The sequence below is a fragment of the Vibrio sp. Vb2960 genome (assembly GCF_033337665.1).
GTDB classification, from domain to species: Bacteria; Pseudomonadota; Gammaproteobacteria; order Enterobacterales; family Vibrionaceae; genus Vibrio; species Vibrio alginolyticus.
This window is the reverse complement of the sequence record NZ_JAWORD010000018.1, coordinates 1-11,889: the sequence shown is the minus strand read 5'-3', so window position 1 is coordinate 11,889 and position 11,889 is coordinate 1. Positions and strand designations below refer to the sequence as shown.

10 protein-coding genes are annotated in these 11,889 nt (G+C 44.9%); 3 read left to right on the top strand and 7 right to left on the bottom strand.

The annotated features are described in order from the left end of the window. The first annotated feature begins 37 nt into the window (after nucleotides 1-37). Nucleotides 38-571 (top strand): RNA-binding S4 domain-containing protein, encoded by a 534-nt coding sequence (locus R7O03_RS15955; protein ID WP_005376400.1) that lies wholly within the window; start codon nucleotides 38-40, stop codon nucleotides 569-571. Between the two features lie 106 nt (nucleotides 572-677). Here the strand turns inward: R7O03_RS15955 and R7O03_RS15950 are convergent, their stop codons facing one another. From R7O03_RS15950 to R7O03_RS15920, 7 genes are all read right to left on the bottom strand, one after another. Then, nucleotides 678-1,496 carry an EAL domain-containing protein gene (locus tag R7O03_RS15950; protein ID WP_017820958.1) on the bottom strand — a complete coding sequence of 273 codons (819 nt, stop codon included), beginning with the start codon at nucleotides 1,494-1,496 and terminating at the stop codon, nucleotides 678-680. Between the two features lie 92 nt (nucleotides 1,497-1,588). Continuing rightward, complete coding sequence (locus tag R7O03_RS15945) at nucleotides 1,589-2,509, bottom strand: amino acid ABC transporter permease (RefSeq protein ID WP_017820957.1); 921 nt, start codon at nucleotides 2,507-2,509, stop codon at nucleotides 1,589-1,591. 81 nt (nucleotides 2,510-2,590) lie between these two features. Next, the gene (locus R7O03_RS15940; RefSeq protein WP_213972745.1) at nucleotides 2,591-3,409 is read right to left on the bottom strand and encodes a transporter substrate-binding domain-containing protein; all 819 of its coding nucleotides are present in this window, start codon (nucleotides 3,407-3,409) and stop codon (nucleotides 2,591-2,593) included. 9 nt (nucleotides 3,410-3,418) lie between these two features. Then, nucleotides 3,419-4,216 (bottom strand): amino acid ABC transporter permease, encoded by a 798-nt coding sequence (locus R7O03_RS15935; RefSeq protein WP_005376396.1) that lies wholly within the window; start codon nucleotides 4,214-4,216, stop codon nucleotides 3,419-3,421. Continuing rightward, nucleotides 4,216-4,950: an amino acid ABC transporter ATP-binding protein gene (locus R7O03_RS15930; RefSeq protein ID WP_053307675.1), complete on the bottom strand. Its 735-nt coding sequence runs from the start codon at nucleotides 4,948-4,950 to the stop codon at nucleotides 4,216-4,218. The genes R7O03_RS15935 and R7O03_RS15930 overlap by 1 nt, the downstream gene beginning before the upstream one ends. A 162-nt stretch (nucleotides 4,951-5,112) precedes the next feature. Further along, the gene (locus R7O03_RS15925) at nucleotides 5,113-5,769 is read right to left on the bottom strand and encodes a lysoplasmalogenase (RefSeq protein WP_213969402.1); all 657 of its coding nucleotides are present in this window, start codon (nucleotides 5,767-5,769) and stop codon (nucleotides 5,113-5,115) included. A gap of 294 nt (nucleotides 5,770-6,063) precedes the next feature. Next, complete coding sequence (locus R7O03_RS15920) at nucleotides 6,064-7,212, bottom strand: iron-containing alcohol dehydrogenase (protein ID WP_213969401.1); 1,149 nt, start codon at nucleotides 7,210-7,212, stop codon at nucleotides 6,064-6,066. Between the two features lie 206 nt (nucleotides 7,213-7,418). Here R7O03_RS15920 and R7O03_RS15915 point away from each other — a divergent pair, with 206 nt between their 5' ends. Together R7O03_RS15915 and R7O03_RS15910 are read left to right on the top strand one after the other, a co-directional pair. Continuing rightward, the gene (locus R7O03_RS15915; RefSeq protein WP_033906538.1) at nucleotides 7,419-8,300 is read left to right on the top strand and encodes an AraC family transcriptional regulator; all 882 of its coding nucleotides are present in this window, start codon (nucleotides 7,419-7,421) and stop codon (nucleotides 8,298-8,300) included. A gap of 277 nt (nucleotides 8,301-8,577) precedes the next feature. Further along, nucleotides 8,578-11,739 (top strand): chitinase C-terminal domain-containing protein, encoded by a 3,162-nt coding sequence (locus R7O03_RS15910; protein ID WP_318131843.1) that lies wholly within the window; start codon nucleotides 8,578-8,580, stop codon nucleotides 11,737-11,739. Nucleotides 11,740-11,889: the final 150 nt, after the last annotated feature.

Sequence of the window (11,889 nt, the reverse complement as noted above, 5' to 3'; positions counted from 1 at the left end):
TTAAACTTCAGGGCATCAAATAGTAAGAGTAAGTAACATGACCCAAGATTACGACCACGAAGAGTATTTAGAAGGCGAAGAGATTGAGATCGAAGCGATTGGCATCGATGTTGATGCGCATCCAATCGAACTGTACAAGCTTTTTAAAATCGCAAACTTGGTCAGCGGTGGCGGCGAAGCAAAACATATCATCGAGGAAGGCTACGTCGCGGTGAATGGTGAACTAGAAACACGTAAGCGCCGCAAGATGTATGATGGTGACTTTTTTGAGTTTAACCAGGAATATTATGTTGTGGTTTGCGATGCGCCAGTAACCGAACCTGAAACGGCAGAGCAAAAAGCAGAAAAGAAAGCGAAAAAAGAAGCACAGTCTTCTCGTAAAGATAAGTCTCGTCAAAGTAAGTCACCTAAAGCTTCTGGGCCTAAATCAACAGGCCGTAAAGCGGCACATAAAGAGCGTAAAGCGCAGAAAGAAGCGTTGTCTCAGTCTGCTAAGAAAGGCAAAAAAGAAGACAAACCGCAAGCCACTCGTGATCCGAAGAGCGGACGTAATTCTATTGACTTTTTCTAGGGAAATGAACGCTTAACTAAATAAGTGACATCTGAGTAAAACTAAAAAGCGCCGAGCATATTATATCGGCGCTTTTTTGGTTTCACTGTGCTGTAAGTGGGCAGTGTTAATGCACTGTCGTCTCGATGTTTAGGCTATCTGTCCAGTGATGAATGGCGCAAGGCTTTCCTAAGTAAAAGCCTTGGTAATAATCCAAATTAAGTTGATACATAGCTTGTAGCTGCACGTCTTCTTCAACCCCTTCTATAATGACTTTTGCTCCCATATGATCCGCTAGATCAACGGCGCTATGTATGGAAAAGGTTTCTCCGGCGCAGTAGTCTAGCAAATAGGAACGATCGATTTTGATGATGTCAGGGCAGAGCTGCTGAACACGTGCGATATCAGAATGTTGGGCGCCAAAATCATCGATAGCAAAGATAAAACCATTTGCTTTCATTAACTGTACGGCTTTGATTAATAAATCCGTATCTCCGCATGACTCTTCGACTACTTCAAAAACTACGTCTGATGGGCTCATACCAAGTTCGGAAAGGCGTTTGTAAAGCAGGCCGTTATCTTTAAAGCCCATGTCTTTGGTTAGTGTGAGTAGCGTTTGAGGCATGACGTTAAGAAACAGTTTGATCGGCGTCCCTGCGAAATAGCGTGCGAAATTTCGAATGTGCATTGCTCTGGATAAAAACTCTACACATAAGCGAAAGTAGGGATCAAGACCATTATTGGCCAGAAACACGTCAGGACGAATTAGGGAACCATCAATGCCACGAATACGCAGTAAGGCTTCCATACCAATAATACGTTGGCGTCTATCAAAAATTGGCTGATAAACACTGTGAAAAGTGAATTGATTGAGAACTACGTAATATTCACCAAGATTATCTTGTTTTATGTATCGCTCGTAGTCGGATTGATTCTTTAACTCCATGAAAAACGCCGAAAATTTAGCATCTTGCCAATGTAACAGGGTGCAATTCTGATTTGAAGAATCAAATGTGCCTAATTACATATGCGGTTGAGTTAATTTGAAATGGCTTCCGATTTTGCTTCAATATGGCGGAAAATAAGTGACAGACCAAAACAGATTAAGAAGTAAGCAAGGCCGACAATCAACCAAATTTCAAATATATACCCTGATGAATTTGCCATCTCTGTCCCAACAAACGTCATTTCTTGTATCGAAATCAGTGAAACAATAGAGGTGTCTTTCACCAAAGAGATGGTTTGACCGGCAAGTGCAGGTGTTATTGATTTAAGCACCTGTGGCGCGATAACAAATCGGTATTTCACCCATCGAGACAAGCCCAATGAGTCAGCCGCCTCCCACTGACCTTGGTCGATACTTTGTAAACCACCGCGCACAACTTCTGCAATGTAGGCAGAAGAGAGTAAGCCGACGCATAACACGCCAGAGGCAAGGTTTTCCCAAAGGTTAGAAGGCCCAAACAGAAAGCGCTGTAGCGCATTTGGTTCGCCGTTGTAGTTTCGTAGAAGATCTTCCAAACCGAGTAACGGGATCAATTGGTTAGAAATGAAAAAGTAGAAAATAAAAACAAACACCAACGGAGGGATGTTTCTCACTAACTGGATAAACGCATTGGCAGGTGTGCGCAACCAAACGGAACGAGAGAAGCGTGCTAAGCCTAACAAAGTGCCAAACACTAATGCGAAGCTGATGCCCCAAATACTGAGCCTTAACGTCGAAATCAAACCTTGGAAGAAGTAGGGCAAACCACCATCTGCTCTAGGCGTGAAAAGTAATTCAAGCGCCTCTTTCCACTGCCACAAATAATGCACACCAACAGCGGACCGATGGTACAGCCAAACACCACCGATACCGCACATAACAAGTAGTACCCAGTCTAGTGTGTTTAATTGCGGTAAAAGGTAGCCTGTGCTGGATTTCGCGGGTGCTGTGCGAGTGGTAGTGTGTTCGCCCAAAAATTTGACTCCGATAAGTTATGGAAAAGTAAAATGGATGATTGGAGAGTATAGGCTCGCGGCGTCCACGAGCCATTTAGATTACTGGCCTTGTGCGACTTGATCTTGCCAATCTAATGTCGAGAACCAGTATTCATAACGTTGTTTTAACCATCCATCTTGGGTTCTTGCTTCAATCCATTTATTGAAAAAGGCCTTTTTATCTTCTTCCCCCAAGCGAACTGCAAAGGCTTCGTTACCTTGTGATAGTCGCTCAGAGAATGGAAGGAATAGTTTGTCGCTGTGTTTCACTGTCTCATGTTCTGGTTTTGGGCTAGAAGCAATGACCGCGTGGGCGTTACCATTCAGCACCTCTTGGAACGCTTGCGCGTCGTCATCAAATTGCAGGATCTTCGCTTTCGGGAAGGTTTCTCTGGCTACTTGAACGGTGAATGCGCCGCGACGAGCCGCAATTTTTACGCGTCGTGAGTCAAAATCCGAAAATTCGCTAAAACCAGAGGCGAGTTCTTTGTTTGCTGCTACTTGAACGCCTGAGTGCGAGTAGGGCTCAGTAAACAAGACGCTTTTGGAGCGTTCAGGCGTAACCGACATGCCACCGATGATCACGTCGAACTTTTTCGCCAGTAATGCGGGAATAATGCCATCCCATGCAGTCGGTACGAATTCCACTTTCAAACCTGAATCTTGTGCTAAGCGTTTGGCAACATCGATTTCAAAACCGATTAACTCACCTTGCTTGTTACGCATTGCCCAAGGTACAAATGTTGACATACCAACGCGCAAAGTGCCTCGTTCTTTGATTTGATCTACATTGGGTGTGGCAACACCTTCTTTCGCGAGAGTAGGCATAGCGATGGCTAGCCCTAATAATGCAGTCATGGTCGCTTTGAATAACTTCATGTTATCTCCTTATAATTTGCGCCAACTGGCTCCGAGTTTGTGTTCTAGCCATGCAGACAAGCCAGAAAGTGACAGAGTGAGAGCAAGATAAATTGCTGCCACGGTAAACCAAATTTCAAACGGCATCGCCGTCTCTGAGACGATGTTGCGTGCCTGTGTTGTTAGATCAAAAATCGCCATCACGCTTACAATGGAAGAGTTTTTGATCAAAGAAACCACTTCATTGGTTAATGGCGGTAATGTGCGCTGTAAAACCTGAGGCAAAATTACGTCTTTGTAGGTGTAAAACGGTGATAGTCCGAGAGTTTGTGCTGCTTCGAATTGCCCTTTAGGAATACTGTTTAAACCTGCACGGAATATTTCCGCGGTGTAGGCACCTTGGAAAAGGGATAATGCCAAAACGGCGGTGCTGAATCGGTCCAAACCAATCACGGGGCCAAACACGAAGTAGAGTAAATAGATTTGCACCAACAACGGCGTGTTACGTATTACTTCGACATAAGTGGTACCAATAACATTGCCGACTTTCGAATCGCTAAGCCTTAGTAACGCGGTAACCAACCCTAATACTAAGGTAAAAAATAGACTAATAGCCGAGATGTTAAGCGTGACCAATAGCCCATCAATAAGTTCTGCCGGCCACCATTCTCCATCTTCATAAAAAGCGATGTAATCAGGTACGCGCTCCCATTGCCATTGATAGCCCATAGCGTCGGCACCAGAGTCCAACACCCACACAATCGCTATGAAGAGGAGCGTCATTTGCAGTAAAGCTTGAAGGACAGGTTTGATTACGCGAACTATCATCAGTAACTTAAAATTTGGTTCAAAAATGCTTGGGTGCGTGGATGCTGTGGTGTCTCAAATAAGGCGACTGGAGAGTTCATTTCCACGATTTGGCCTTCATCCATAAATACCACGCGGTTCGCTACTTTTTTGGCAAATCCCATTTCATGCGTGACGCAAATCATCGTCATTCCGCTTTGAGCCAGCTCAACCATGACATCCAACACTTCGTTGATCATTTCCGGATCAAGCGCTGAAGTTGGCTCGTCAAACAGGAGTAAATCCGGTTCCATACACAAGGAGCGGGCAATCGCGACGCGTTGCTGCTGACCGCCAGAAAGCTGGATAGGATACTTACTCGCTTGCTCTTCAATATTGACTCGCTTTAGGTAATGTTTTGCGCGTTTTTCCGCTTCTTGTTTTGATAATTTGAGTGTGCGAATCGGCGCTAAGGTGAGGTTTTCCAGTACAGTCAAGTGAGGAAAAAGGTGAAAGTGTTGGAACACCATGCCGATTTTACCGGGCTTGAGAGATTTTGCGTGAGAAGGCTGGTCGAACACATGAAGCTGGCCTTCTTGAATCGATTCAAGATGGTTGATGCAACGAATGAGCGTTGATTTTCCGGAACCTGAAGGGCCACACACCACGACGATCTCGCCAGAATGCACGGAGAAGTTGATGTCTTTTAGAGCGTGGTAATCGCCATACCACTTATTTACGTCGCTAAACTCAACGACGGGAGTATTCTCTTTCAAAGGGGCACGCTATAACGGAAAAATATCCTTTTACAATAGCAAGTTGTGCGCGTAATTTCATTAAGAATAAGCTAATGTTTAGGCGATGATTTTAAGACTCTATTCAGATCGCTTACAAGATACATCCATGTTTCTTTAATGTTGGTGCAGTCTAGAGTATGACTAACTCAGTTCAACGAGATACGGATAACGAACAACAATCGCAACAACAGACATAACCATTAATGTCTGTGCAGAATAGTAGGTCACCATGACAACTTGTCGTGAAAATATTGACCGTCCTCCAAAGCGTTCGAAAGCCAATACGATGCCAGAGATAATAAAGATAAAGCTTCCGAGCACTGCAAAAGAGGAGGATTGTGTTTTCCCACTCAAATAATACTCGATCGAAGCCCAGCACATAGTCATCAGTACCAATATATAACTGGCAACTGGCCGTTTCTCTTTACCGAGATCCGGTCGGAACAACCAGTAGACGCATATACCGAGTCCGAACAAGGCAATTGGGAGCCAAGGTGTAAAATGCCACGCTGACATGATGGCAAAACCATAACTATAGGAGATATGGGCAGAGCAAAAGAGCACTAATCCTGTAATGAACTTGTCTCTAGGGAGCATTAATAACACGTCACCAAGCAACGAGAGCGATAAGCCAATCAAAATCCAATGCGCATATGGCATTGGGTAAGCCGGGGACTGAATTAAAATACCAAGCATACAGAGCACTGGTAATGGTTTAGAAACGTAAAAGAGCCATTTAGAGCCTTTACGGATACTGATGATATGTATGAATGCTAATACGACAACAACTAGCCACATAAAGTGTTTTCTCGAACAGACAAAATTATGTAGTACATCACTACAACAAATCAAAACTTAATTAACGAGTTAACTCGTTCTTTGATCTCAATTATTTTTATTTGTGTAAAGCTGGACAGTTGTCTCTTTACTAACCAACACGGCCGATTTTTTGTCTGGAGGGAATCGTTGTTTTTAGAAGCCTCCTCGTTTTGAACGTGATGTGGCTTACAAAATAGCATAAAAAAACGGTATTGTGACTGTTAAGTCACAATACCGTTAAACCCTAGGAAGGGCAGTGAAGAATTGTTGCAGTTATGAGACAGCTAACTCTAAGATTTCTCGGCTACGTTCAAGTGTGATCGCCTGGTTTTCACCTAAAACAGTCATGCCGTGTTTGTTTAGTTGATCAATGATGGCATCGATAGCTTGTTCACGGCTCTCACCATAGCTTTCGAGCTTAGTTGCGACATCAAGTTGATGATAAAACGCTTCGATAGCTTCGATTGTGCGCTCTGCTAAATCCTCACCTGCTTTAAGACCAAATACGTTGCGACCCATTTGTTCTAACTTAGGGCGCTTAAACTGCATTTGGTTACGAAGTAACGACGGTTGGACAATTGCAAGAGAACGCGCATGATCAACGCCCCATAGAGCCGTTAATTCATGGCCGATCATATGTGTTGCCCAGTCTTGTGGAACGCCACTACCAATTAACCCATTCAATGCTTGGTTAGCAGACCACATTAAGTTTGCGCGCCACATATCGTCGTCTCGTTCCGCAAACTGTTCTCCGAGTGTTTTTAAAGTTTTCAGCAGTGTTTCTGCGTAACCATCTTGAACCATTGCACCGGTAGGAAGCGTCAAGTATTGCTCACATACGTGCACCCATGCGTCAACAATGCCGTTGATAAGCTGGCGTTCTGGCAGTGTTTTCATTACATCTGGGTCTAACACGGCAAATTTTGGCTGCACTGCTGGAGACATGAACGGAAGTTTGTCTTGAGTTTCTTTTTTAGTGATAACTGCGCCCATGTTTGACTCTGAGCCTGTTGCTGGCAATGTCAAAATTGCAGCTAGAGGCGTCGCTTCAGTGACTTGGTGCTTACCAATCATGATATCCCAACCATCACCATCATACTTTGATGCCGCTGCTACGTATTTGGAACCATCGATGACTGAACCACCACCTACCGCTAGAATAAAATCAACACCATGCTCTTTTACCATTGCGACTGCTTTATCGAGTGTTTCTTTGGTTGGGTTTGGTTCAACACCTGAAAACTCTAGCCATTCATGTCCCTCAAGAGCTTCTGCTACTTGGTCGTACACGCCATTTTTTTTGATGGAGCCACCACCGTATACCACTAAAACTTTTTGGTCGGATGGGATAGCTTCTTTGATTGCTGCGATTTGTTTTTGACCAAAGAAAATCTTGGTTGGGTTTACATAAGAAAAGTTCATTATTAGCCCTCTTGCTTCCAGTGAAGGAGATTGAATACATGCATATTAGTCCTGATTAACGATGGTTAACAGGTCGATTTCTGCAAATAATTTGCCTATTTCTACAAAATTAATGCTCTTGAGCTAGAAAGTTAAAGTCGAGAGGAAGTATAGTGCTCGAAACGATAATAGAGACCAAACTCGTTGGTCATTGATGGAGCGCTCTAATGCACACTCTCGCAGATATCATGCAGCAATATGTTGAAAAGCAGGGGCTGCATGACCTAGAAGGTATGAAGAAAACAGCGATAGATGGCGTATGGTTTTATCGCAGTAGCAAAGGGAATCATCGCCAGCCGTTTGTCTATCAGTCCGGCATCATCGTCTTGGGTCAAGGGCATAAGAACATTCATATTGGTGATACACCAGTGCAATATGGGCCCGATGATTACCTTGTTGTCGGGGTTCCCATGCCACTAGAGTGCGAAGCGTTTGCGACAAACAATGAGCCTTTACTTGGCATTTCGATAGATATTTCGCCAACGCTTCTTCATAAACTCGTTAAAAAATTAGAGGCTGAGAAATTCAGTAATAAGTGTCTGGATGCTACCCGTTGCGGCCTTAAGTCGGTACGTATGAATGAAGGTATGTTGGATGCGTGCAAGCGGTTAATGAAAGCAATGTGTGACGAGCTTGATGTTATCATGCTTGGCGAGCTGCTTCTTGAGGAAATTGTGTATCGTACTTTGGTGAGCAAAGAGGGGTATGTTTTATTTGACCTAGCACATCAAGAAGGTTCTTACGCGAGGGTCGCTAAAGCACTAAATCGCGTGCATCAAGCGTATCACGAACAGTTGAACGTACAAGCATTGGCTGAAGAAGCCAACATGAGTGTGTCTGCTTTCCATCAAGCATTTCGCAATGTCACGCTTGAATCTCCGCTGCAATATATTAAGAAAGTTCGACTTAACAAAGCGCGCGAATTGATCCAGTTAGAGGGGCGACGTGTTAATGATGCAGCGAGAATGGTCGGGTACACGAGCCCATCACAGTTTAGTCGCGAGTACAAGCGGCATTTTAATGAAACGCCAAGGTCAACAAAGGCTTAGTGATCTTTATTTCAAAATGGCGACTTTTTTTACCTTTTTTATTAATTTGCGAGTGACATATTTATTTGAGTTATAAAATTAGTTACTGGTGCCAAATAATAGGTACGTTGTTGCAATCATTTAGTGGATTGTTGCGAGGCGGTGTGGAAAACTCGTAAATAGATAGTGTGAAATCACCAACTTGTACTTAAGTTATTTTACGTCGAAATAAAAGTATAGATGCGTTTCGTTTAGCGCATTTAGTATTGTTTTAACAATAACTTAAGGAAGAGCGATTATGCACCTTAACAACGGCAACGCAGTGAAAAACGTGTTCACACTAAGCACACTCACCGCTTCTTGTCTTATGGCCTTCAATAGCTACGCAGCAGTTGACTGTGCCCCTCTAGAAACTTGGCAATCATCAAAAGTTTATAACGGTGGCGACCAAGTTCAGCATGAAGGTAATGCTTATAAAGCGCGTTACTGGACGCAAAACAACAATCCAGCGCAATCTGGTGAGTGGGGCGAGTGGGAAACACTTGGCGCTTGTGATGGCGCTGGACCGGTTGATCCACCTCAGAATGAAGTCCCGACGGTTACTCTGACATCGCCTTCTGCGTCGGCTTCTGTGACTGCGGGTGATGTTGTTAACCTAGCTGCAGATGCGGCAGATACTGATGGGACTGTTAGCAAAGTAGAGTTCTTTGTTGATGGTATATTAGTTGGTCAGGCAACGTCTGCGCCGTATGCTGCATCGTGGACAGCAACTGAAGGACAGCACGAGTTCTCTACCAAGGCCTATGACGATGCAGGTGCCGTTAGTACGGCAAGTGTTGTGACGTTAACTGTGGCATCAGCGCAACCTGGTAACGAAGCGCCGACAGTGGATGTCGCGCTTTCTGCGACCTCTATTGACCTGGGTGGTTCCGTCACACTGACTGCAAATGCTACGGATGCGGATGGTACCGTTTCTAAAGTTGATTTTTATGTTGCAGGTGTACTTGCTGGCACTGCTACAGCAGCGCCATACACGCTGGATGTAACCCCTTCACAAGCTGGCTCATTAAGTGTTTATGCGAGAGCTACCGATGATGCTGGAGCAACAGCAGATTCTGCACTTGCGACGTTAACGGTAAACGGCGGCGCAGTGACATCTAATTGTCGTCCTGATGGTCTTTATCAAACAACGGGTGTAGATGTTCCTTACTGTTCTATTTATGATGAAGAAGGCCGTGAGAAAATGGGGGCTGATCACCCACGTCGTGTAATCGGCTACTTCACCAGTTGGCGATCAGGTGACGACCCACAAGCGACTTACCTTGTTAAAGACATTCCTTGGGAACAACTTACTCACATTAACTACGCGTTTGTGAGCATTGGTTCTGACGGCAAAGTAAACGTTGGCGACGTAAATGATCCTAACAACCCTGCTACAGGTAAAACTTGGCCAGGCGTTGAGGTAGATCCTGCTCTTGGTTTTAAAGGTCATTTTGGTGCACTAGCAACTTACAAGCAAAAACATGATGTTAAAACGCTAATCTCGATTGGTGGTTGGGCTGAAACGGGCGGTCACTTCGATACGAACGGCGATCGTGTAGCTGATGGTGGCTTCTACACCATGACGACGAATGCGGACGGCTCTATTAATCATGCTGGTATTGAGAAGTTCGCAACTTCAGCCGTTGAAATGATGCGTCAGTACAAGTTCGATGGCCTGGATATCGACTATGAATACCCGACGTCAATGGCTGGTGCTGGTAACCCTTACGACAAAGACTTCATGGAACCACGTCGTCAGTATTTATGGGCGTCTTACCAAGAGCTGATGAAAGTATTGCGTGAGAAACTTGATGCGGCATCCGCGCAAGATGGTATTCATTATATGCTGACTATCGCAGCACCATCTTCAGGTTACTTGCTACGTGGGATGGAAACCTTCGATGTAACTAAGTACCTAGACTACGTAAACATCATGTCTTACGACTTGCATGGGGCTTGGAATGATCACGTTGGTCATAACGCGGCTTTATTCGATACAGGTAAAGACTCTGAGCTAGCGCAGTGGAACGTATACGGCACTGCTGCATACGGTGGTATCGGTTACTTGAACACAGACTGGGCTTACCATTACTTCCGTGGTTCTATGCCAGCAGGTCGTATCAACATTGGTGTTCCTTACTACACCCGTGGTTGGCAAGGTGTTACTGGTGGCGAAAATGGCCTTTGGGGCCGAGCGGCACTACCAAACCAAGCAGAGTGCCAACCGGGCACAGGTGAAGGTGAGAAGAACAACTGTGGTCACGGCGCTATTGGTATCGACAACATGTGGCATGATACCGACCCTAAAGGAAACGAAATGGGCGCTGGTTCTAACCCAATGTGGCATGCTAAGAACCTAGAAAACGGTATTTGGGGCTCTTACGCAGCTGCTTACGGTCTCGATCCTGTCAACGATCCTTCAGATAAGTTTGTTGGTACTTATACCCGTCATTACGATAGCGTTGCTGTGGCACCTTGGTTGTGGAACGCAGAGAAGAGCGTATTCCTATCTACGGAAGATAAAGCTTCTATCGAGGTGAAAGCCGATTACGTTATCGATAAAGAGATCGGCGGTATTATGTTCTGGGAACTAGCAGGTGACTACAACTGTTACGTACTGGATGCAAATGGTAATCGTACGGCAGTAGATGCCACTGAACAAGCTTGTGCGGCGGGTAATGGTGAATACCACATGGGTAACACTATGACCAAAGCTATCTACGACAAGTTTAAGTCTGCGACGCCTTACGGTAACAAAGTAGCTACTGGTCCAACACCAACTGAAGCAGTAGACATTACTGTTAGTGTTGGCGGCTTCAAAGTTGGCGACCAAAACTACCCAATTAACCCGAAAATCACGTTTACGAACAACACAGGTCAAGCGATCCCTGGCGGTACTGAATTCCAATTCGATATCCCAGTATCTGCGCCGGACAACGCGAAAGACCAATCAGGTGGTGGTTTGAAAGTCATTGCTTCTGGACATACTCGTGCAAACAACATCGGTGGCTTAGATGGCGTAATGCACCGTGTGTCGTTCTCTCTACCAGCATGGAAAGACTTGCCAGCGGGCGGCACTTACGAGCTTGATATGGTTTACTACCTACCAATCTCTGGTCCGGCTAACTACTCAGTGATTTCTGGTGGTAAAGAGTTTGCGTTTAAGTTTGAACAGCCAGATCTACCAATTGGTGATCTCAATGCGGGCACGGGTGGTGGTACCACTGAACCTGGTACGTGTGATACGACAGGTTTAGTGACATACCCAGCTCTGCCACAAACGGATTGGGCAGGTAATCCAAGCCACGCTAACCAAGGCGATAAGATCATCCACAACGGTGTGGTTTACCAAGCGAACTGGTGGACAGCGGCTGAACCGGGTACAGATGGTAGCTGGTCAACGGTATGTAACATCTAATTATTATGGATTATTTGTTATAGCCTAATGTTTACAGGCACTTAAACAAAAGCGCACGATGATTATCGTGCGCTTTTTTGTTTTCAGCCCTAAACCACCTACTTCAGTAGGTGGTTATCATCCGTTTCGGCTTTGCCTGTAAAACTACTC

Coding starts and splice junctions, on each gene's coding strand:
- R7O03_RS15955 (WP_005376400.1), top strand. CDS start 38: ATGACCCAAGATTACGACCACGAAGAGTATTTAGAAGGCGAAGAGATT.
- R7O03_RS15950 (WP_017820958.1), bottom strand. CDS start 1,496: ATGGAGTTAAAGAATCAATCCGACTACGAGCGATACATAAAACAAGAT.
- R7O03_RS15940 (WP_213972745.1), bottom strand. CDS start 3,409: ATGAAGTTATTCAAAGCGACCATGACTGCATTATTAGGGCTAGCCATC.
- R7O03_RS15935 (WP_005376396.1), bottom strand. CDS start 4,216: ATGATAGTTCGCGTAATCAAACCTGTCCTTCAAGCTTTACTGCAAATG.
- R7O03_RS15925 (WP_213969402.1), bottom strand. CDS start 5,769: ATGTGGCTAGTTGTTGTCGTATTAGCATTCATACATATCATCAGTATC.
- R7O03_RS15920 (WP_213969401.1), bottom strand. CDS start 7,212: ATGAACTTTTCTTATGTAAACCCAACCAAGATTTTCTTTGGTCAAAAA.
- R7O03_RS15915 (WP_033906538.1), top strand. CDS start 7,419: ATGCACACTCTCGCAGATATCATGCAGCAATATGTTGAAAAGCAGGGG.
- R7O03_RS15910 (WP_318131843.1), top strand. CDS start 8,578: ATGCACCTTAACAACGGCAACGCAGTGAAAAACGTGTTCACACTAAGC.